We start from the raw sequence: 19,865 nt of genomic DNA, 5'->3' as shown, positions 1-19,865 counted from the left end.
TGCATGTGAGAGAGGGTTTCGGATCTTTCCGGAACCCTCTTTTTGATCTTTGAGGTCTATGGGAGCCCAGCGGGGAGCCATCGTCACGCGACTTACGCGGACTTCTTGCGGCTTGTCTTCATCTTCGTTGGGGTGGTCTCGGAAGCGAAGACGTTGTTGATGGTCTCGGCGCCCTTGGTGATGACCGGCTTGAGCTGGTGCCGGTAGACCACCTCGGTGACGGCCGTCGAGGCGTGCCCGCAGAGGTCGGCGATGTTCTCTAGCGGGACGCCGTTGTCACTCATGATCGAGACAAACGAGTGCCGGAGCTCGCGCGGAGTCCAGTCCGTTCCGATCTCGGCTTTCTTGGTGATGAGCCGGAACGCACGCCGCACGTTCGCAGCGTCGAGCGGCGTGCCGATTGGGGAGCAGAAGACGAGGCCCTCGTTCTTCCACGTGTCGCCCGCTTTGAGCTTCTGGGCGGCTTGGCGCTTGTGATGCTGCTTGAGAGCGATTGCGGCTTGCTCGGGTAGTTCTAGCGTTCGGCGTGATTGGCGTGTCTTGGTGTCGCCAGTCGCGCGGACCGAGCGCCAGACGTGGATGGCGAACCGCTTGTGGTCGAAGCCGGCCTCGGGGACCGGTCGCCAATCGGCGTCGTCGTCCACCCACGCCACGACGTGCTCCCACTTGAGCGCGCGTGCTTCCTCCGTCCGGATGCCCGTCAGGAGGCTGATCACGACGTACGCGTGCAGCCGTGATGATTTGGCCTGGTCGAGTACGGCCGTGGCTTGCTCGAACGTCAGTGCCTTGCTTGGACGTCCGGTCTTGCCTCTCGGGGTTGTGGTCAGCTCCGCCACGTTCCGGAGGACCATGTCGCGCGCCTGTGCATGCCGGATGGCTCGCTTGAGGATGGCGTGTACCCGTTGGAGGGTCTGCGTGGCGAGCTGGTCTTTCAGACCGTCGAGCCAATCGTCTACGTGATCGGCACGCAGGTCTTGGAGCTTGGTCTTGCCGATCAGCGGGATCACGTGCTTCTCGGCGAGGATGCGGATGGTGGTGACGGTCTTGGCGTCGCGGTTCTTCAGGCCCTTGGAGAGCCAGTCTTCGACTGCTTGGCCGACCGTGTAGTTCTCCGGGCTTCTGATGCCCGATTCCAATGCCTCGATCGCTTTGTTGAGCTTGTTCTGTACGGCCGTCTTGGTGCGGCCCTTGCGCTTGAGCCGCTTGCGCTTGCCGTCCGGCCCGTATCCGAGGTCGATGGCGCCGGTGTAGCCGTTGCCTTCGGGGTAGATGCTTCCTTCGTACTTACCGATCAGGATCTTGGCCAAGGGAGGATCCCTCCTCGTGTCGGTCGAGGTACTCCTTGATCGCCTTCCTGATGACCCATGACACGTCACGTTCCTGCGTGTCGGCGTAGGCGGCGAGGCGCTCCTTGAACGCCTTGTCCACCCGTACCGGGGGCAGGGTCGTCTTCTCTTCGGTCATGTGAGCGGTCTCCTCTCGTGCGGTGATGCTGAGTCTGCCGAGTTGAGAGCGTGCTCGCGTCGATGGAGTTATCAAGAGGCGGGAACCTCGGGGCCTTCCCCCTGGGGCGAGCCCCGAGGTTCTACGTAGAACAACGTAGCACGCTGTTCTACAGGGCGGCAGTACTCTCTTCGAGAGTGGCGATGAACTCGGCGAGCTGCTTGTCCGTGATGCGGCGAAGCTTTCCGATCTTGATGCTGCGGAGTTGGCCGGTACGGAGCAGGAAGTAGACCTTGTCGCGTCCGATCTGAAGGATCTCGGCGACCTGTTCGACGGTGTATGCCTGCACGCTCACCTCCTCGTCTTCCCAAGCCTTGCTCGGGCATGGGTCGGGCGTGATGATCGCCTCCGGTTCTGTGACGGTGTGTGATTGTCTTCGTCTTTGTCTATGCCTTGTCTATGGCCCATACGTGCAGGCGCGCGCGTGGACGTAGACGTAGACAAGTCACTGAGAGTGGTGAGCGGTCGCTCGCCAACGGCCTCGGGTGACCTGGGTGACGCGACCGTCGTCGGAGAGTTCGCGGAGTCGTTGGTAGAGCCATGGGCGGCTCATGTCGGTTGCCTTGATGAGGTGGGAGACGGGTATCCCCTCCTCGGGCGCGCCGTTAAGCAACGTCCAGAGCACCGCCTCGGGACGGTCGTCTCGGTGTCGCGTGTCGGGCGATTGCTCTTGCTCCTCTGCACTGTGGGGCGGGGTGCCTGCTTGCGCTTCCTCGATCGCGGTTCGGGATATCCCGTCCAGGGCCGGACGGAGGCTCGCGTGCTTGTGGACGGCCGCGGCTACGGCCTCGTCGGTGAGCAGGTACGCGCGAGCGCGCCGAGGCGTGTCGTGCTCGGGCGCGGACAGGAAGAACTTGCCGGGTGCGTTAAGTCGGTGAGCGTGCCATCCGGCGTCGAGCATCCCTTGCCCGAGGATGAGGTCCACGTCCCTACGTTCGCGGACACGGAAGCTGACTCGTACGTCCATCTGTGAGCGGACGGCGCCCTTGCCCATGGCTTTCTGCGTTGGGCGCTGTGTGGCGGCCAGGAGGGTGACGGCGACGGCGCGTCCTCGGCGTGCGATGGAGTCGGTATCGCGTGCCGACTCAGGAGCGTCGTCCGCGAGTTCGGCGTACTCGTCGATGACGAGGACCAGAGCCGGTAGCGCTGGTGTGGGCTCCCAGACCCGGAGCCCTCGGCTGGCGAGCCAGCCCGCGCGGGCTTCCAGGACGGCTACAGCGTCGCGGAGGAGGACGCGGGCTTGTTCGGGAGCGGTGGCGAGCCGGTCAATGCAGGAGGCCCAGGGTTGGAGCTCCATGCCTCGCTTGAGGTCGATCGCCCAGATCACCACGTCCGGGCACGCGGTGAGGTTGCCCATCAGGACGTTGATCCCGCCGCTCTTGCCCGAGCCGGCGACGCCACCGAACAGACCATGTCGACGCAGGAGGAGAACACGGGCGCTGGTGGCGTCCTCGAACGGTCCGAGGTCGATGGGTTCGGTGATCGAGGAGACGGACGGTCCCGGCCAGGGGATTGCGTCGGCGTGAGGGTCGGTGTCCAGCACGCGTAGCTCGAACCGGTTGGCTCTGTCGTCCCTGGTGGGCTGTACGCGCACCGCACCGCGAAAGGTGCCGAGTGCTGACTCGATGGCGGGGACTTTGCCGATCACGTCCTGGATCGTCTGACCGCGCGCCAGGGCGAAGCGGGCACGCCATCCCCAGACATCCACAACCGCGGACTGGACGTGTGAGCCCGCAAGCCCGACCGACTGGGCGATCTCCGGCCATGCGGCAAGCTGACGATCCACGCGTACCTTCGCGCGCCGACGCCGATGCACCCACCAAGGCAGCGCCAGGACGAGCCCGCCGCCGAGGAGCAGCGACACGAGCGGCCGGAAGGTGATGCCTAGCGCTGTCACCGTGGCGAGCCATGCTCCAGCGCTCATGGCCACGGTTGCGGCGTAGAAGCGTTCGGTGCGCAAGGTGAGGCCGGCGCGTTCGCCGAACAGCGCCAGAAGCCAGGCGGTGATCGTGGTGGCGACGAGAAGGTACAGCCACCAGTGCGGATTGGTGAGGTGGAGGACGGTACCTGCGCACGCGAGCGTTGCGGCGAGGTACATGGGGGCGAGTTCGGAGCGGTACCGCCACAGTGCTCGGCCGATCAGTGTGACGGCGACGTCCGGTAGCTGGTCACCGTTGTTCATGACGATCATCGGCTGGAAGCCGTAGCGACGCATCTTGCGGGCGTGCCGCCGCATCTGGCGCGCTCTCGTCACGTGTCCCCCCGGATATCGGGAGGGAGATGCCCTTGCGCGCGTAGCTCGTCGCGCAGGTAGTAGAGCGGGTCTGGCTCGGCGTCGCGTTCGGCGGTGAGTGTGGCGCGAGCTGCGGCTATGAGGTCTGCGCTGCGGCGGCGAACCTGCGCCAGCTCGGCGGAGAGATGACGTACCGCGGAGGCGAGAAGCGGGTTGTCGTCGAGTGAAGCGTTGATGTCGAGAAGACCAGGGATGGTGTGCGGCAACCTTGCCATGGCTTCTCGTGCGGTGCGGTTGCGGTGACGGACCTCCCGGAGATCGATCCTGGTCGGGGGTGTGGTCGGCATATAGGCATCACTCCCTTCAAGCGGCGCGCGACGCTGCCACTACTTGGAACCGCTGAGGATATTCAGGAGTCCGGTCACGATCCGGTTGATCTCCGGTGCGGCGCTGGTCGCTGCCAGGCAGAAGCCGAACAGCAGGCATACGGCCACATGCCAAGCGCGCAGTCCCATGTAGCGCCAGGCCACCCAGACCAGCGCGCCGAGGATCGCAACCAGCGGAACCGAGACGGTCATTGCGTGTCTCACCTCCTCTCACCGGAGCGGGTCGTTCAGAGCCAGAGGTCGGGGTAGCGGGATCCCTGCTTGCGGCGGTGCCACCGAGCACGGGACCGGCACTTGTGACAGCGGCGCTTGCCGGGATCGAGGCGGCCTCCGCAGGGGCATCGGTGGCCGGTGATGATGGTCGGCATCCTCACGTGGTTCACCGTCCCGCCTTGACGCGGGCGGGGAGGTCGTCCCCGGTCTGTGTGGACAGGAAGCGTCGCGAGCTGGCGCCGGCGCGAGTCGGGCCGGTGCCGGCGCGGGTGATGCGGCGCTCTTCGGCGTGGATGCCGACGACCAGCATGGCGAAGATTCCGCAGACGGCTCCGGCGAGAAAGACGGCGATGATGGCGGCCAGGACGAGAATCATGGAGATCACCTCTTCTCGTAAGCCCGGTCCGTGGGGGGCTCGGGCTGGTGTGGTGCCTTACGAGATCGAGAGTGCTCCTGAGGCTCGGGACGAGATCACTACATGACTGGACGTGTTCATGACGTCCTCATAGGCTTGCCGCGTCCTAGGACGTCCCGGGGATCTGGACGGGTGCATGCCGAACGAACGCCTCCGCGCGGTGCTGCTAGAGCAGGGCCTCACGGTCGCCACGCTCGCCGAGGACATCGGCGTGGACCAAAAGACGGTCGAACGGTGGATCACCAAGGACCGCACCCCGTACCGAAAGCACCGCTACGCAGTAGCTTCGCGCCTCAGCGTCGACGAGTCGTACCTGTGGCCCGACGCCCTGACGAACGAACAAGTCACCGCGGCCTCGGGCAGCGAACTAGTCACGCTCTACCCGCACCGCTCCTCCGTCCCCAGGGACGCATGGGGACGTCTGTTCGCCAGTGCACAGGAGGAGATCGGAGTCCTCGTCTACGCGGGCCTCTTCCTCTCCGAAGATCCCGATGTGCAGCGCATCTTTGCGGAGCGAGCACGGGCCGGCGTGAAGGTCCGGATCCTCCTCGGCGACCCGGAGAGCCCACAAGTCGCCGAACGTGGCACCGATGAAGGTGTGGACGGCGCCATGGCTGCCAAGATCCGCAACGCCCTCGTCATGTACAAGCCCCTGCGCAAGGTCGAGGGGATCGAGTTCCGGTTCCACCGAACCGTCCTGTACAACTCGATCTACCGCGCTGACGACCAGCTCCTCGTCAACACCCACGTCTACGGCGTGACAGCGCCCCTCGCACCCGTCTGGCACCTCCGCCGCGTAGCCGGCGGCGACCTTGTCAACACCTACGTGGAGAGCTTCGAACGAGTGTGGGAAGGCGCCACACCACTACCGGGGGACTGAGCATGGGCCGCAGGATCGACTACTACGACGACCCGGACGCTCCCCCCGCCAACAGCCTCGTCCCCTCCGTCAACGTTGCCGTCACCAACAACAACGGTGAGATCCTCATGATCCACCGCACCGACAACGACAACTGGGCACTCCCCGGAGGCGCCATCGACCTAGGCGAGTCTGTCGCCGAGGCTGCCATCCGGGAGACGAAGGAAGAGACGGGCGTCGACTGCGAGATCACAGGCCTCGTCGGGATCTACAGCGACCCGAAGCACCTCATCCACTACACGAGCAACGATGAGGTCCGACAGGAGTTCTCGATAGTTCTGAAGGCTCGTCCGGTCGGTGGGGAGCCGCAGACAAGCGATGAGTCCCGCGCGGTCCTCTGGATCCCGGCAGAACAAGCCATGGACCGCCAGATGGACCGGTCAATGCGCCGCCGCATCCAGGACTACCTGCAAGAACAGAAACAGCCGATCATCAGTTGACGGCCTCACAAGCCGCCAACCCTCGACGCACCTTGTACACAGCCTCGACCAGACGCGGCGACGCTGCGGTGATCGCGTTGCTGACGGGGTGACCGTCTCCGTACCGGGAAAGGATCTCTGCGAGGCGACGCTCTACGGTCAGCGCCTCGCCTCCCGGACCAGTCGTCATGTCGCAGTAGATCAGTGCGTCGTCCAACTCGGGAGGCTCCGGCCCGAACTCGGTTGTCAGCTCCTCAGCGAGCCCGCGTTCCCGCGCCTCGATCCGCGCGCAGGAGTGATGAGCGACGAGCCGGCAGAGGTGGTCGTCCACCTGGAGCCCACGGAGGAAGCGGGCACCGTCGAGCGGATGGAAGCCCGTAGCGGCAAGGTCGGGCGCGTATCCGATGTCATGCAGCCATGCGGCCGCTTCGAGGAGATCGGCACGGTCGCCGAGGATGGGTGCGAGCGTCCGGGCCTGGCCGGCGACGCCTTGCGTGTGCGCCCATCGGCGCGGTAGCGGCGCTTCGAGATGCTTGCGAGCGGTCTCTTGTGCCCACACGGCTGTGTTGTTCATGTTCTCGAAGCTACGGGCACGCCTACCGACGTTCACGGACGTCAACCAGTCTTCTACGGACGTCCTGGCCTTACGAAACGTCCCTTCCCGTGGACCGCTTCCAGGAGACCAGCCCTCTCCAGCTCACGGAACGCCAGGCGAGCCGTGTAGCGCGCCACCTCGTAACGCTCGCAGATGCGTGACTCGCTCGGAAGCGCGCTCCCCACCTCGAACTCCCCGCTTTGAATCCGACTCCGGAGATCCCCAGCAATGCGCATGTAGACGGGCTGAGGGTCCGTCTGCTCCAAGTCCTCGCCCGGGGCACAGACGAACCGCCCGACACCAGCCACGACCTTGACCAAGCCCTCGTCCTGAAGCTTCACCAACGAACGCCGCAGCGTGTTTCGCGCAACCCCGAACTCCCTCCGGAGTGCAGCCTCTGACGGCAGCCGCGAGCCGTGCGCGTAGCCACCTTCGATGATGCGCTGACGCAGGACTTCCGTGATGCCGACGTAAGCCCCCCACTTCGTTCGGCGATCGGTCATGCTGCCTTGCCTCGGCCGACATGACGGTGGGACTCGGCCTCAGAGCCCGAGTCCCACCCGTCGATCTGCCTGTGCATCATTCGAGGACGATCAGCGCATTGATGATGCGTCTCGCGATGCTGCGGCGCCGTTTGCATCGCCGTCCACCAACTGTGGACGGATCGCCAGAAGACACGGCGGGGTAGGACCATCCAGGGGTCTGGGGAACGGAGGTCCACCACCCCGCCGCGCCGGTCTGTGGGTAACTCGAAGTCGGAGCTGATGAAGCGTCTCGACGGTGCCGACCTCTGACGCGGGACATCAACGGCCCGCCTTCTGAGACGTACTGCCGCACTCAGCTCCGGGACTCAGAGCACCCTTTATCCACACGACCGCATCCGCGATGCGCTCAACCTCGGCGATGGGTTGCCCCGCTGAACTGAAGAACCACAGACGACCCGCATCCTCGGAACGGCGCCGACATGTGATGGTGTCGCTGAGCCTGGGGTTGTCGTCACAGCAACCGCGCGCTTCGAGGTTGCGCACGGTCAAGCCCTTCGAGGTCAGCGCCACTCCGAAACCATGAGCGCGGAGGGGCGCAGCGAGAGCCGCCAATCTGGCGTCGGAGGTGCTGAGCGCTTTCGGCGTGTCCGGCGAGCTGTCGGACACTCGGGGCCGGTCGATGGACATGGGTTGCCTCCTGGAGTCACAGCGGGGGACCTGTGAGCGCCGTGACGAGCGCAAGGCTCGTCACTGCTCCGAGCCTCGCGTCCAGCCGGAGGACCTCTCGACGGGCAACTAGGGACGTCTAGGGACGTCTTCTGTTAGCGTCATTCTCACTTGCATCTCCGGGAGGTTCGGTGAACGACTTGTTGCGGCGTGCCCTAGCCGACGCACACCTCACCGAATCCGAGGTCGCCGTACATGCGGACGTGGACCCCAAGACGGTCCGCAGGTGGCTAGACGGACGCACGCCCTACCCGCGCCACCGTAAGAGAGTCGCTGGCCTACTCGGATGCGACGAGGTCGACCTATGGCCTGACCTAACTCCGCCCATGCCGGCACCCGACGCGCCAAGCACACAGATCATCGCCACCTACCCCCACAGGTGGTCCGTCCCCCGCGCCGTCTGGCATCGCCTCTTCGAGGAAGCCCAGTACGAGATCGGCATCCTCGCCTACGCCGGCCTCTTTCTCGCCGAGGACAGTGGCATCATCCGGTGTCTCACCGACAAGGCCCGTAGTGGCGTCCCCATCCGCATCCTGCTCGGCGACCCGGAAAGCACAAGCGTCTCCGAACGCGGTGCCGACGAGGGCGTAGGCGAATCCATGGCCGCCAAGATCCGCAACGCGCTGGTCCTCTATCAGCCGCTCCACGCCACCGAGGGCGTCGAGATCCGCCTACACGACACCGTGCTCTACAACTCCATCTACCGCGCCGACGAGGATCTACTAATCAACCCACACGCCTATGGCATCGCCGCATCACACGCCCCCGTCCTCCACCTCCGCCGAGCCGGAGACGGTGATATGGCCAGCCTCTACCTAGAAAGCTTCGAACGCGTCTGGTCGAACGCCACCCCATTGTCGTGACCCGGCCCGTCCCTACAGCGTCCGCTTCGTGCGTACCCAGCAAACCCCGCTGCCGTCATCCACGCTGATAGGTCCTCGTAATCGCAGCTTTCGGGCGGCAAACAGGAGCCACGCTCACTAGATGTGAACAGCGTCATCAACTTCTATGGTGGCAGCCGCTCGTCCGAGAACCGGAGACACGACGTCGGGTGCTCTGCGAGAGGTGGCCTACAGTCATGATCCGTCTGCTTGACCTTGCGATCGTGGTCAAGGTGCATCGCTGGGTGGACGACACGAACCTGGATGAACCGCCCCCGCAGTGCTGACACATCCATAGCATTGAAGGGTGACTCAAACCGAGGGGGCGTCGGAAGAGCGTTCGGTCAAGCAGGCGCATCTGGCGCTAGGGTTGTGGTCGATACGCCGGGCGCTCACGTTCGCGGTCGGCACGGCCGTGTTGCTGCTCGTGAGCGCCTGGTTCTTCATTTCCTGGTTGCTGGGCTCACCTCCTCACGCCGAACCCAAGCCGCTGGATACCACCGCGCAGCTAGAACTACTCAAGCTCGTCTTCGCTTTGGTGGCGGGGGTCGGAGCACTAGTGGCTTTGGTCACCGCCTATCGGCGTCAACGCGTCGACGAAGCTGCAGGCGAACGCGCTGAACGGATGCAGGCCCACTCCGAGCGAGTTCATGCCCACACAGAATACGACGCTGTCGAGCGGCGAGTGACTGAGCTGTACGGACAAGCTATTGAACATCTCGGTCACGACAAGGCGGCCGTGCGTCTCGGTGGCCTTTACTCTTTGGAACGCCTTGGTCGAGATCACCCTAAGCACCGCCAGACCGTTACTGACGTCATCTGCGCCTACCTGCGGATGCCATACCAAGTCCACGCGCAGGCCTCCCATAGTGCACCGCCCGACTCCACCAGCGAGGCTCCTCAACAGGAACTTCAAGTTCGCTTGGCCGCGCAGCAGATTCTCAAGAGGCATCTCACTATAGGACAACCTGACCAGGAGAGGCCTTCTGCATATTGGGATGGCATGCTCATCGACCTCACTGGTGCACAGTTGATCGACTTCGACTTCGGTAGTTGCAGCCCCAGCCAAGCCAGCTTCACGAACGCCGAATTTTTGGGTAATGCTGCCTTTCACGGTGCACAGTTCAGCGAAGACGCCACCTTCCAAGGGGCTCAGTTCAAAGCGAGAGCTACTTTCGGCGTGGCCTTCTTTGGGGGCAACACCAGATTTGACGGCGCTCAGTTCGCCGATGTCGCCGACTTTGGAGGCGTCCGATGGGACGGCATTGCCCTGTTTGAGAGGGTACAGTTTCCTCACATCGCGGAGTTCGGCGACGCCAAGTTCGGTGGAGTGACTTCATTCAGCGAAGCTCAGTTCGGTGAATCAGTGCAGTTCGACGGTGCCCGTTTCAAGGGAATCGCAGAGTTTACGCATGCCAAGTTCGGTGATGTCGCTAACTTCAGCGGTGTTCGCTTCGGAGGGATCACCGCATTCGACGGGGCCCAGTTCGGGCAGACCGCCAAGTTCGGCCCAAATTCCGAGGGTGCGAGAACTCAATTCTGTGCAGGTGCCGTGTTCGATGGTGCTAGATTCGCCGGAACGGTCGATTTCGAGAGTGTCCAGTTTTCTGGGATAACACGTTTCCAAGAAGTCCACTTCGATGGGGCTATCAGTTTCCACGGAACCTGTTTTGATGGGATCACGGCGTTTGGCGGGGCGCAGTTCAGCGAAGCTGCAGATTTCAAGCGGACCCAGTTTGCGGCGAGCACCGAGTTTGACAGGTCTCGGTTCGTTACCGAACCAGACTTTGAAGGTGCCACCACCAGTTGCCTGTCCAATATGGCGAACGCCTGGCCGGCCCCTTGGGAGGTTTACGCAAACCTTCCCGGTGATACTGAAGGCAGACTTGTCAGGCGCCGATGACGGTCTAAGCCAGGACCATATGATTCCCTGGTCTAGCGTCCGGTTTCTAAACCGTCTTCGCGGTCGCCATGGCGAGAGCGTAACGAGGAGGCAAGTATGGTTGAAGTGCACCTTCTACCTTGTGTCCGAGTTCCCGTAGTGATTCGTGGTCATCGCGGAGGGAGTTGCAGACGAGCTTTTGATATGTAGGAACACTGACGCCCGTCATGCGGGCGGCTATAGGTAGAAGTTGCTTTCCGGGCACCATCTTCAAAAATTCCTCAATTGTCCCTTCTGGAACTGCTCTTTCAACCCTCTCTTTCTCTTCGAGAAGGATTGTTTCGGGTGAGAAGGTCCACTTGGTGTGGTCGAATATGTTCGTGAGGTCCGATGCGAGTTTATCGACAGGGATTTGTCTCTTGCTTACTCCGGAAACGAGGCCTTCTAGAAGTGGTTCCATACGTCGTTTCCATCGAGCAATGATAATCTGATGCCTCTGGTCTTCGGTTACTTGTTTTGCCAGCATCTCCCGGTATTTGGCGACATCGAAGGCCTGTGTCAGATGACTACAAACCGCAGACACGACCTCTGGAAGGCAGAGCAGACTCTCTGCCTCGTGAACATCGAGAATCGTCACGTTATCACCAAGGGAGCCTCCGAAAGCGGCCGGGTGGTAATCACCATCTATTATCCCCACCGCAGTCAGGCCCATGGTGATCCCTGCACTATTCGAAGCATCTACACACCGGATAACGCGGTGACAGCTTTCCACTGGACGGACTACTGTGTCCGGCCCGCGGAACCATGCCTCGTAAAGCCGACTGTCGATGCTCGAAGAATCTCCCTCGCAGAAGACTACTCGCGATGCATAGAAGGAAAGGGACGCTGACCCAAGTAGTGCCTCCGCAACGTCGCTTGGCAGAGCTTCGTCAACACCTACAACACGGAGGCCATCGGTTGGGCTGGCGACTACGAAGTGGGCATCCTTCCTTGATAGCGCGAACGTCAGGTCATGAGTGACGTATACAAAGCGTAGATCCGGCCGTGTTTCTTCAAGCTGATTCCAGAGACGGACGGCGAGTAGAGAGTGGAGGTGTGTTTCAGGTTCATCCACGATGAGGATTCCGGGGTCGGCCGTTAGAACTCTACCTGCCAGATAGAGGGCGGCTTTCTCGCCATCACTCATGTGGTTTCCGCTGTATTCCACGATCGTCCCGGAAGCCTCATTCTTAACGAGAGGTTTCCAGCCTCGCCAGATGAGTTCTCTACCAGGGAAAACTTGACGCCATAGCGCCTCAATTTGGGAGAGTGTAGTCTCCTCCGGCATCCCAGCCGTAGATGGATCAGCGCGAACCCTCGTCATAAATTCGATAGCGGCCATAGAGTGTTGAGCCAGCAACTGGGACAACATGGAGTCAAAATCACCCGATTGTTCCCAGTGATTGGCGCGCGCCTGGTTGCGCTGGCTGAAATAGTTGTTTCGGGCCGTGTCCATTCCCATTGCGGGCAACTCTGGGGCAACGCGGGTGTTGCGAAGAGCATTGATGAACTCTATGGTTACCGGTGCGGTTATTTGTCGGGTTTGCCGGGTTTTCCCGCTTCCGTTCGGGCCGAGTACCACGACGGGTTGCTGGCCGTTCAGGACGCCACCGCCTGGCAGTGTCAGGTCATAACTCATATAGCGCAGGTTATCGCGGGTTGACTCGAAAATGTGAGCTGAGTGTTTAGCTCCGCAGAGCACCTCGCCGATGTGGGCACGCCCCCTCAATACCGCCCACGGTCTACAACGATCGCTGAGGGTTCGGAAGGCGGCGCGTTCCCGTGAGCGACAGGCCTCCTGGACGCGCGAATCCCCTGCCGTTCGTTCGCCGAGCGGCAGAGGACTTCGACCAATCAGGTTGTCTCGGGGCCGCGCCATCGTAAAGATGATCTCTTTCGCCTTAGAAGAGGAGGCGAGGCCAGGTGGTGACATGCCAGGTTCCATCGACGCGAACGCCTCGGTGGTCACGGTGCCGTTGATCGTGAGGGTCATGCGGTCTTGGTTGATCTTGATTGCCATGAGGGCTCCTCTCCCTCTGAAAGGGAGCCATGGGAGCCAATCGGGGAGCCGATGCCGCCGAGCGGCATGGGATCCCTTCCGACTCACCGCGACTCCATCAGGGCTTTGGGCTGGTGAGGGGCGCCCCGCTGGGCTCCCGTGTGACCTCGATGGGGATCTACTCACGGGGTTGCCCTGATAAGGAAGAGGTCCCTGGTTCAAGTCCAGGTAGGCCCACTTCGCACGAGCATATGAGAGGGTCTCGGATCTTTCCGAGACCCTCTCTTCGTTCTTCTGACAGGCTTTGAGGTCGGCGAGAGCGTGGCCCCGGGTGTCAGTGCTTGGTTGCCAGTGCTCGGCCTGCGGTGATGGCGATCGCTCCGACCAGGGATACCGTCACCAGCTTGCGTACGGCGGTGTGGCGCTTGCCCTGCCATCCGCCTGTCACCGAGCCCGTGTCGGCGGGCGCGACGTGGAGATTGCCGGACATCGCCGGGGCCGGCTCTTCGCGGGACAGGTGCGTACGGTCGACCTGACGGGCGGCGACCCGTTCCAGCACGTGCGGACGTTTGCGTGCCTGGCGCCGCATGACGTGTCCGGCGCGTCCGACGATCACCTCGCGCTGGGGGTGGTTCGCCAGCCGCACGATCGCCTTGGCCACCTGTTCGGCCGGGTAGACCGGCGGCATGGCCACCACCCGGCGCCCCGTGTAGTTGGCGGCGTGCTGGAACAGCGGGGTGTCGATCGTGGCCGGCAGGACCGTGCACACCTTGATCTTCCGATCGCCGGTCACCTGGAGTTCCTGGCGGAGGCTGGCACTCAGCGCCGAGACGGCGGCCTTCGACATCACATAGGCGGTCGCGTACGGCTGCGGCATCAGCGAGGTGACCGACGACACGTTCACCAGGACGCCGCTCCCCTGGTCCCGCATGTGCCGGAGCGCCACCCGCGCACCATGGACGTAGCCCATGACGTTGACGTCGAGGGTGCGCCGGAAGTCGTCCAGCGGCACGTCCTGGATGGGGCCGAAGAGGCTCACCGCGGCGGCGTTCACCCAGACGTCGATCCGGCCGAACTGGTCGACCGCCTGGCGGCCGAGTTCCTCGACCGCGCCGGCCTCGGCCACGTCCGTCGGAACGGCCAGCGCCTGCGCCCCGGCCGACTCGCACTCGCGGGCGACCTTCTCCAGTGCCTCCTCGCGCCGGGCCGCCAGCACCACGGCAACCCCCTTTCCGGCGAACTCGAGAGCTGTGGCGCGCCCGATTCCACTTGAGGCACCGGTGATGACGACGACCTTCTTGATGCGCATGATCTTTTCCTCATGGTTCGCTGGGTGCCCGGTTCCTACCCAGGCCGGCGGAGCCAAACAGCCCCGGGCGGACGGCGTCCGAATGCTCCCTGGGCGCGTGGGATGGTCATGGAAAACCCGGGTACGGGCGGCTCACTCGAAGGCATCCTCTGGGTGGTGTGAGCCATGAACCGAACGAAACGCACCAGGTCAGACAGGCCATTGGTCTGCCTGGCCGCCCTCGCCGTGGGAGCGGTGTTCCTCCTCGTCGGCGTCCTCGGCTTCATTCCGGGAATCACCACGAACTACGACACCATGGAGTTCGCGGGGCACGAATCGGGCGCCAAGCTCCTGGCGTCTTCAACGTCTCGATCCTGCACAACATCGTGCACCTGTTGTTCGGGGTCGCCGGCATAGCGCTGGCCCGCCAGGCCCGCACCGCCCAGTGGTATCTGATCGGCGGCGGCGCGATCTATCTGGTCCTGTGGCTGTACGGCCTCCTGATCGACAAGGGCGAGTCGGCGAACTTCGTCCCCGTCAACACGGCCGACGACTGGCTGCACTTCGTCCTTGGCGCGGGGATGATCGGCCTTGGACTGGTGCTGGGCCGGCGCGCACCCAAGCGGGAACGAGTCGTCTGACCGGCCGGCCGCGTGAGGCGTGGGCTTCAGCGAGCGTTGAGGCTGAGGCCCAGCGGTGAGGGACGGTGGGGCCGGCAGAGTCGGCCCCACCGTTCGCTCTGGTGTCCTTGGATTGTTGGTCTCGCTCGTGGCGTGTGCAGAGGGGCTTACCTCGCACCAGCGGATATCGCTTGGCGCTAGCGGATATCGCCTGGCACCAGCGGGCATCATCTGGCTCCGCCTACTGCGCCGTCTGCGGCGGGACGTTCGGCAGGCTTGAGGCCGCGGTGATGCCGTAGCCGGTCCAGCCATGACAGGGCCGGGGTGGACGTCAGGCCGTGCAGGCAAACCGAGGCGAGAACGGTGAACGCCACCACCGCCCAGAGCGATTGGGGGGCTATCCCGAAGTCCGCCTGGCCGAGGGCGTAGGCGAGGTAGAACAGCGACCCGATGCCGCGGACGCCGAAGAAAGCGATCATATGGCGTTCCCTTCGCCCGGCCCGTCCCCGATACAGCGAGAACCATCCGACGAGTGGCCGGATCACCAGGAGGAGGAGCACACCGACCGCGGCGCCGCCCCAGGTGAGGTCGCTCAGCCCGCCCGTGGCGACGTAGCCGCCGAGAAGCAGCAGCAGCCACGCGGTGATCAGGCGTTCTATCTGCTCGATGAAACCGTGCAGGACCCCGTGGTAGCCGTGCGAACGTTCGGCGGCCCGGATCGCGCAGGCGGCGGTGAACACGGCGATGAATCCGTAGCCTCCCACCACCTCGGCGACGCCGTAGGTCAGCAGGGTGGCGGCGAGCGCCACGAAACCCTCGTTCCGTTCGGCCAGCCGTAGGGAGGACCGGTCCGCGCGGAAGAACAGCCGGCCAAGCAGCCATCCGACTCCGAGCCCCACGGCGAGACCGGTGGCGCAGGCGTAGATGAGCTCGACCGCGAACCAGTGGCCGAACCATCCGCCCGTCCCGTCCGCGTCGGCGAGGGCGATGGCAATCGCCGCGTAGACCAGGGGAAAGGCCAGGCCGTCGTTGAGGCCGGCCTCGGACGTGAGGCTGAACCGCACCTCGTCGTCATCATGCTCGGCGTCGGTGGGTTCGCCGACCTGGACATCGGACGCCAGGACGGGGTCGGTGGGCGCCAGGGCCGCGCCCAGCAGCAACGCCGCGGCCACGGGCCACCCCAACAGCGCGTACGCGGCGACCGCGACGAGCAGCGTCGTCACCGGCAAGACGATCACCAGCAGCCGCCCGGTGGTGGACCAGCGGCGGCCGAACGGGCGGTTCAGGGCCAGCCCGGCACCCATCAACGAGACGATCAAACAGAGCTCGGTGAGGTGCTCGACCGTTCCGCGATGCGCCACCGGATCGGGCTCGGGCAGGTTCAGCGGCAGCAGGTAGATCAGTACGCCACCGGCCAGGAACAGCACCGGCAGCGAGACGGGGAGGCGGTGGATCAGCCCCGGCAGGGCCGCGGCGAGCAGGGCTCCGGCGCCCGCGATGACGAAGACGAGATCGATGTGCCCCACCTCCTCCCGCTGCCCCGGACATGATCGGTCAATCCCCGATCTTCGAATCGCCTCTGGTCACGGCCCAGGACAAGGCGGCGCAAGAAGCAGACGTCGGCCTGCGGTGGCCGCCGGTGCGCATGACCGCGATGACCGGCCCCCGCCCCTCTGGGCTTCTGGCGTCGGCAACCCGGCGACCGAAGCCTGGCGGCGGCTTGGTAGTGGCGGTGGCTTGGTGGCGGCGGCTTGCATCGGCAGCGACTTGCAGGGGCCGACGGCTTGCAGGGGCGGCGGTTCGGCGGCGGCGGCTTGGTGGCGGCGGTGGCTTGGTGGCGGCGGCGGCCTGGTGGGATGGGCGTCATGAGGGCTGAAGACGGCACGTACGCAGCCGTCCTTCTTGTGTTTGAAGGGGTCGTAGCCTTCCGGCGCGTCGTTCAGGGACATCGAGTGGGTGGCCAGATGGCGGGTGCTCAGCTCTCCGGACGCGACCCGGTCGAGGAGCATGGGGATGTAGCGCTGGCCGTGCATCTGGGCGGCGCGAAGCGTCAGCCCCTTGTTCATGAGGGCGCCCAGCGGGAATTTGTCGACGACCCCGCCGAAAACCCCCAGAACGAAGACCGATCCGCCCTTGCGGCAGGCATAGATCGCCTCTCTGACGGCCGAGGGCCGGTCGGTCTGCAGGCGCAGCTGGTGCTTGGCCTGGTCGTACCACTGCTGAGGGCCGGTCGTGTGCGCCTCCATGCCGACCGCTTCGATGCACACGTCCGGGCCTCGCCCGCCGGTGCGCTCGCGCAGTTCGGCGCCGACCGCGGTTCCGGCGATGGCTCCCCCGACGGCACTACGTTTCATGACGTCCTCCTGGCGATCACCGAGTGCCCGGATCCGGGCCGACCATCGCCCTACCCGTCGCCAAAGGGGATATCCAGCCGCGGTACGGGATGAACGGCGCCCTGCGGGTAATGCAGGACGATGCGGCTCGACTCGATCGTGGGGAGCCGGACCGGAGAGAACGCGGGGGTGAACGGGAGGAACACCGATGCTCACCGCCATCGCCGAGCAGGTGGCGCGACTGCGTGGAGACAAGGGCCGCTCATATGAGGCGACATTGCGCGTCACCCAGACGGTAGAGGGATCCAGCCCCCTGAGCGAGCCGGGCACCAGCGATGTCGTCGCCCGGATCTCCAAGAGCGCGGGCTTGCCGGTGGGTGTGCCCGACGGGCTCGATATCGCGATCCGAACGAATTCCGTAGATTTGCTGTTCGCCACGACGGGTGCGTTTTCGGGGATCCGGCACATTCTCAGACCCCGCCGCTCGTTCATGTCCGGCGCTTACACCACGCTTCTTCCCCATGCCTTTGATGGGGAGCAGGCACAGCTGCTGGGGCTCATCCCGACGCAGCGACGAAGGCTTCCCGCGCGGCTCGACTCGCTGGACGACGCGGTCACCGGGCAGCCCTTGAGGTTCACGGTCGCGACGGCGACGCTCACAGGTCCATGGCGGCCGTGCGGAACGCTTGAAATTCACACACCGCTCCCTGAGGACGAGTCGCCGAGCGATGCGTTCGACCTCGTCCCGGACGATCTGCCGAGCACGCGTGTGACCGGCCCGCTGCTGACCTTGCGGTGTCGCGCGTACGAGGCGTCCCGACGTGTGTCCGCGTTCGAGGCGTCGTCCCGGCGCGTGCCCGCGGTGCCCCGGCCCCGAGCGGTCTGAGGACGAGGCGTCGGCCATCCAGCCGGCGACCACGCCCGATCGCGGCGACATGCGGACTTCAGTTTCACGCATGGAGGTATGTGAACCTCTATAGTTCGCTTCATGATCGAGGGTGGCGGTGCCGAAGTCCGGGAAACGTGGTCGGAGCTTCTGCCCACGGGGTTCCTGCACGGCTTGCGAGAGGCCCACACGGAGGCGACGCTCGTCGTCACGGGGGCGCTGGACCGGGCGTCCGGCTTCAAGGAACGCTCGTTCGGGTTCACCGCCTTCGACGTGCTGGAGTCCCAGCTGGATCGGGTCTTCGGCGTGGGCGCCGCCGAGGAGCCGCCCGAACTCAGTGGCCCGTTCGCCGGCAACGTCGTTCGTGACGACCTCAATGGTTCGCCTGGCTGGCGGCTCGGCCGCCATCGGGTGCTGCTCAAGCGTCACGAGTTCGGGGCGGTGCGGGCCATCCGCTGGGACCGGGAGAGCCCGACCAAGCAGGCGGTCGCCCGGCAGGAGTTCAGTGGCGATCCTCAACTGGCGCTGGATCTCGGCTTGACGGACACCGATGACACGCCCGGGGTGGTGACGCTCGTTCTCGCGCACAGCGCCACTGATGAGCCGCTGGAGATGGAGCTGTTCTTGGGTCTGCCCAGGCTGAACGCCGATGGTGGGGAGGCCTGGCACTGGTTGCAGCCCCTGAACGACGACACCCTCGGACCCGATCCGCGCCGTAGGCTCGTCGAGCCCACCCTCCCGTTGTGGAACGACACGGACGCCGATGTGCCCGTCACGCTCCACCGGAGGTCGGCCAACACAGCGAACACGTCGAAAACGGCGAACGCCGCGAACACCTCGAAAACCGCGAACACCATCGTCGAAACGGCCCAGTGAACAGCATCGATGACCGTGCGGCACAGACAGCGAGGCGACTCACCGAGGCCCGGCTGCTGTTCGACTGCGAACGGCTGACCCTCGCTCGGCGGCTGCGCGGGCTGCGCAAGAACCAGCTGGCCCAGGCGATCGACACGACCCCGACCGCGGTCGGCCAGTATGAGGCCGGGGTGCACCGCCCCTCGGAACGGACCTTGTCCAAGCTGGCGATCGCGCTCGGCGTCCCGGTGGAGTTCTTCCACGCCGGCCGCAGTCCCGTCCAGTTGGACACCGCGCACTTCAGGTCGCTGCGCTCGACCACGCAGATCGAGCGCGACCAGGCCCTCGCCTATGGACGGATCGCCGCCGACATCGTGACCGCGGTGGAGGACCTGGTCGAGCTTCCGGTCGCGAACCTCCCGGAATACCCCGTATCGCCGGACGAGGTCGCGGGCCTTGGACCTGTGGAGGCCGCCAGGCGGGCACGCGAGGAGATGCTCGGCGAGTCCGGCCCCATCCCTCACATGGTGCGCCTGCTGGAGAAGCACGGAATCATCGTGCTGATCCTGCCTTCGCATACCGAACGTGTCGACGCGTTCAGCATCGGCGCGCACCCTCGCCCAATGGTGTTGTTCAACCCCGCCAAGGGCGACTACTGGCGCAACCGTTTCGACGCCGCCCACGAGCTCGGGCATCTGGTCATGCACTCGGACGCCGAGCCCGGCAGCAAGATCGTCGAGGATCAGGCCCACCGCTTCGCCGCCGAGTTCCTCATGCCGGAAGCCGCCGTCGCCGATCACCTTCCCCGGACGGCGGACTGGACCCGGCTCGCGGAACTGAGGGCCGCGTGGGGGGTCAGCATGGCCGCGCTGCTGTACCGCACCCGGACGCTGGGGATCATGCCCGAGAGCACCTACCGCAACGCGATGAGCAGCATGAGCGCCCGCGGCTGGCGGCGCCGCGAGCCCGGTCCCGGCAGGCCCCTCGAACGCCCGACCATGCTCACCCGGGCCGTGGAGCTCGTCGCCGAGTCGGGCACCGACCGTGATCAACTTGCCGGCCGCGCGGGCGTCACCCGTGCCGATCTCGATTTCCTGGCCCCCGAGCGGAGCCAGCCCGCACTGGGCGTGCTGTGAGATCGTGAACGAGCGGTTATCGAACCTTTGTTCGGCTTTTGGTGGGCTTTCC

At 64.8% G+C, this 19,865-nt stretch carries 20 protein-coding genes and 1 pseudogene; 8 read left to right on the top strand and 13 right to left on the bottom strand.

Annotation, left to right across the window (positions count from 1 at the left end; translation table 11 throughout):
• Positions 1–92: 92 nt before the first annotated feature.
• The 7 genes from xerC to ACGFNU_RS03470 all read right to left on the bottom strand — a co-directional run bounded on the left by xerC (position 93) and on the right by ACGFNU_RS03470 (position 4,711).
• Positions 93–1,307: a tyrosine recombinase XerC gene (gene xerC, locus ACGFNU_RS03500; RefSeq protein WP_392589795.1), complete on the bottom strand. Its 1,215-nt coding sequence runs from the start codon at positions 1,305–1,307 to the stop codon at positions 93–95.
• A complete protein-coding gene (locus ACGFNU_RS03495; protein WP_392589793.1) occupies positions 1,285–1,464 on the bottom strand; it encodes a CopG family ribbon-helix-helix protein in 180 nt (59 codons plus the stop codon). Before ACGFNU_RS03495 ends, xerC begins: the two co-directional genes overlap by 23 nt.
• A 148-nt stretch (positions 1,465–1,612) precedes the next feature.
• Complete coding sequence (locus ACGFNU_RS03490; protein ID WP_392589791.1) at positions 1,613–1,792, bottom strand: helix-turn-helix domain-containing protein; 180 nt, start codon at positions 1,790–1,792, stop codon at positions 1,613–1,615.
• 156 nt (positions 1,793–1,948) lie between these two features.
• Positions 1,949–3,757 carry a cell division protein FtsK gene (locus ACGFNU_RS03485; protein ID WP_392589789.1) on the bottom strand — a complete coding sequence of 603 codons (1,809 nt, stop codon included), beginning with the start codon at positions 3,755–3,757 and terminating at the stop codon, positions 1,949–1,951.
• Positions 3,754–4,083, bottom strand: coding sequence for a hypothetical protein (locus tag ACGFNU_RS03480; protein WP_392589787.1), 330 nt, complete (start codon positions 4,081–4,083; stop codon positions 3,754–3,756). Before ACGFNU_RS03480 ends, ACGFNU_RS03485 begins: the two co-directional genes overlap by 4 nt.
• Before the next feature lie 39 nt (positions 4,084–4,122).
• Positions 4,123–4,314, bottom strand: a complete 192-nt coding sequence (locus ACGFNU_RS03475; protein WP_392589786.1) for a hypothetical protein — start codon at positions 4,312–4,314, stop codon at positions 4,123–4,125.
• 187 nt (positions 4,315–4,501) lie between these two features.
• Positions 4,502–4,711 carry a hypothetical protein gene (locus ACGFNU_RS03470; RefSeq protein ID WP_392589784.1) on the bottom strand — a complete coding sequence of 70 codons (210 nt, stop codon included), beginning with the start codon at positions 4,709–4,711 and terminating at the stop codon, positions 4,502–4,504.
• A gap of 175 nt (positions 4,712–4,886) precedes the next feature.
• Between ACGFNU_RS03470 and ACGFNU_RS03465 the strand changes: the two genes are divergently transcribed.
• Together ACGFNU_RS03465 and ACGFNU_RS03460 are read left to right on the top strand one after the other, a co-directional pair.
• Positions 4,887–5,630: a helix-turn-helix domain-containing protein gene (locus ACGFNU_RS03465; RefSeq protein ID WP_392589783.1), complete on the top strand. Its 744-nt coding sequence runs from the start codon at positions 4,887–4,889 to the stop codon at positions 5,628–5,630.
• A 2-nt stretch (positions 5,631–5,632) separates the two neighbouring features.
• Positions 5,633–6,109, top strand: a complete 477-nt coding sequence (locus ACGFNU_RS03460) for an NUDIX hydrolase (protein WP_392589781.1) — start codon at positions 5,633–5,635, stop codon at positions 6,107–6,109.
• On the opposite strand, the gene ACGFNU_RS03455 is transcribed toward ACGFNU_RS03460, so the two are convergent.
• Complete coding sequence (locus tag ACGFNU_RS03455) at positions 6,102–6,698, bottom strand: HD domain-containing protein (protein ID WP_392590986.1); 597 nt, start codon at positions 6,696–6,698, stop codon at positions 6,102–6,104. The genes ACGFNU_RS03460 and ACGFNU_RS03455 overlap by 8 nt on opposite strands.
• Before the next feature lie 17 nt (positions 6,699–6,715).
• Complete coding sequence (locus ACGFNU_RS03450; protein WP_392589779.1) at positions 6,716–7,186, bottom strand: GntR family transcriptional regulator; 471 nt, start codon at positions 7,184–7,186, stop codon at positions 6,716–6,718.
• Positions 7,187–8,025: 839 nt separating this feature from the next.
• Between ACGFNU_RS03450 and ACGFNU_RS03445 the strand changes: the two genes are divergently transcribed.
• Complete coding sequence (locus tag ACGFNU_RS03445) at positions 8,026–8,757, top strand: XRE family transcriptional regulator (protein ID WP_392589777.1); 732 nt, start codon at positions 8,026–8,028, stop codon at positions 8,755–8,757.
• 325 nt (positions 8,758–9,082) lie between these two features.
• On the top strand, positions 9,083–10,678 hold the full coding sequence (locus ACGFNU_RS03440; protein ID WP_392589776.1) for a pentapeptide repeat-containing protein: 1,596 nt from the start codon (positions 9,083–9,085) through the stop codon (positions 10,676–10,678).
• 46 nt (positions 10,679–10,724) lie between these two features.
• Here ACGFNU_RS03440 and ACGFNU_RS03435 read toward each other — a convergent pair whose 3' ends face one another.
• Both ACGFNU_RS03435 and ACGFNU_RS03430 read right to left on the bottom strand, forming a co-directional pair.
• A complete protein-coding gene (locus ACGFNU_RS03435; RefSeq protein WP_392589774.1) occupies positions 10,725–12,335 on the bottom strand; it encodes an AAA family ATPase in 1,611 nt (536 codons plus the stop codon).
• A 694-nt stretch (positions 12,336–13,029) separates the two neighbouring features.
• Positions 13,030–14,004: an SDR family oxidoreductase gene (locus ACGFNU_RS03430; RefSeq protein WP_392589772.1), complete on the bottom strand. Its 975-nt coding sequence runs from the start codon at positions 14,002–14,004 to the stop codon at positions 13,030–13,032.
• Between the two features lie 165 nt (positions 14,005–14,169).
• Between ACGFNU_RS03430 and ACGFNU_RS03425 the strand changes: the two are divergent.
• Positions 14,170–14,624: pseudogene (locus tag ACGFNU_RS03425) on the top strand (DUF4383 domain-containing protein).
• 206 nt (positions 14,625–14,830) lie between these two features.
• Here ACGFNU_RS03425 and ACGFNU_RS03420 read toward each other — a convergent pair.
• Together ACGFNU_RS03420 and ACGFNU_RS03415 are read right to left on the bottom strand one after the other, a co-directional pair.
• Positions 14,831–16,129, bottom strand: a complete 1,299-nt coding sequence (locus tag ACGFNU_RS03420) for a cation:proton antiporter (protein WP_392589770.1) — start codon at positions 16,127–16,129, stop codon at positions 14,831–14,833.
• A gap of 57 nt (positions 16,130–16,186) precedes the next feature.
• Complete coding sequence (locus tag ACGFNU_RS03415) at positions 16,187–16,957, bottom strand: hypothetical protein (RefSeq protein WP_392589768.1); 771 nt, start codon at positions 16,955–16,957, stop codon at positions 16,187–16,189.
• A gap of 187 nt (positions 16,958–17,144) precedes the next feature.
• Between ACGFNU_RS03415 and ACGFNU_RS03410 the strand changes: the two genes are divergently transcribed.
• From ACGFNU_RS03410 to ACGFNU_RS03400, 3 genes are all read left to right on the top strand, one after another.
• Positions 17,145–17,822, top strand: coding sequence for a hypothetical protein (locus ACGFNU_RS03410; protein ID WP_392589767.1), 678 nt, complete (start codon positions 17,145–17,147; stop codon positions 17,820–17,822).
• A gap of 102 nt (positions 17,823–17,924) precedes the next feature.
• Positions 17,925–18,698 (top strand): hypothetical protein, encoded by a 774-nt coding sequence (locus tag ACGFNU_RS03405; protein WP_392589765.1) that lies wholly within the window; start codon positions 17,925–17,927, stop codon positions 18,696–18,698.
• Complete coding sequence (locus tag ACGFNU_RS03400) at positions 18,695–19,813, top strand: XRE family transcriptional regulator (protein WP_392589763.1); 1,119 nt, start codon at positions 18,695–18,697, stop codon at positions 19,811–19,813. The genes ACGFNU_RS03405 and ACGFNU_RS03400 overlap by 4 nt, the downstream gene beginning before the upstream one ends.
• Positions 19,814–19,865 lie beyond the last annotated feature (52 nt).

The organism is Spirillospora sp. NPDC048911, from assembly GCF_043198015.1.
Classification (GTDB): domain Bacteria; phylum Actinomycetota; class Actinomycetes; order Streptosporangiales; family Streptosporangiaceae; genus Spirillospora.
The sequence above is the reverse complement of the archived record's forward strand: the minus strand, read 5'-3'. Positions and strand labels throughout refer to the sequence as shown.

What these genes read in the sequence shown, in the direction of transcription:
- ACGFNU_RS03410 (WP_392589767.1), top strand. Translation starts at nt 17,145, where the DNA reads ATGCTCACCGCCATCGCCGAGCAGGTGGCGCGACTGCGTGGAGACAAG.
- ACGFNU_RS03465 (WP_392589783.1), top strand. Translation starts at nt 4,887, where the DNA reads ATGCCGAACGAACGCCTCCGCGCGGTGCTGCTAGAGCAGGGCCTCACG.
- ACGFNU_RS03480 (WP_392589787.1), bottom strand. Translation starts at nt 4,083, where the DNA reads ATGCCGACCACACCCCCGACCAGGATCGATCTCCGGGAGGTCCGTCAC.
- ACGFNU_RS03470 (WP_392589784.1), bottom strand. Translation starts at nt 4,711, where the DNA reads ATGATTCTCGTCCTGGCCGCCATCATCGCCGTCTTTCTCGCCGGAGCC.
- ACGFNU_RS03460 (WP_392589781.1), top strand. Translation starts at nt 5,633, where the DNA reads ATGGGCCGCAGGATCGACTACTACGACGACCCGGACGCTCCCCCCGCC.
- ACGFNU_RS03405 (WP_392589765.1), top strand. Translation starts at nt 17,925, where the DNA reads ATGATCGAGGGTGGCGGTGCCGAAGTCCGGGAAACGTGGTCGGAGCTT.
- ACGFNU_RS03430 (WP_392589772.1), bottom strand. Translation starts at nt 14,004, where the DNA reads ATGCGCATCAAGAAGGTCGTCGTCATCACCGGTGCCTCAAGTGGAATC.
- ACGFNU_RS03450 (WP_392589779.1), bottom strand. Translation starts at nt 7,186, where the DNA reads ATGACCGATCGCCGAACGAAGTGGGGGGCTTACGTCGGCATCACGGAA.
- ACGFNU_RS03495 (WP_392589793.1), bottom strand. Translation starts at nt 1,464, where the DNA reads ATGACCGAAGAGAAGACGACCCTGCCCCCGGTACGGGTGGACAAGGCG.
- ACGFNU_RS03415 (WP_392589768.1), bottom strand. Translation starts at nt 16,957, where the DNA reads ATGAAACGTAGTGCCGTCGGGGGAGCCATCGCCGGAACCGCGGTCGGC.
- ACGFNU_RS03475 (WP_392589786.1), bottom strand. Translation starts at nt 4,314, where the DNA reads ATGACCGTCTCGGTTCCGCTGGTTGCGATCCTCGGCGCGCTGGTCTGG.
- ACGFNU_RS03435 (WP_392589774.1), bottom strand. Translation starts at nt 12,335, where the DNA reads ATGAGTTATGACCTGACACTGCCAGGCGGTGGCGTCCTGAACGGCCAG.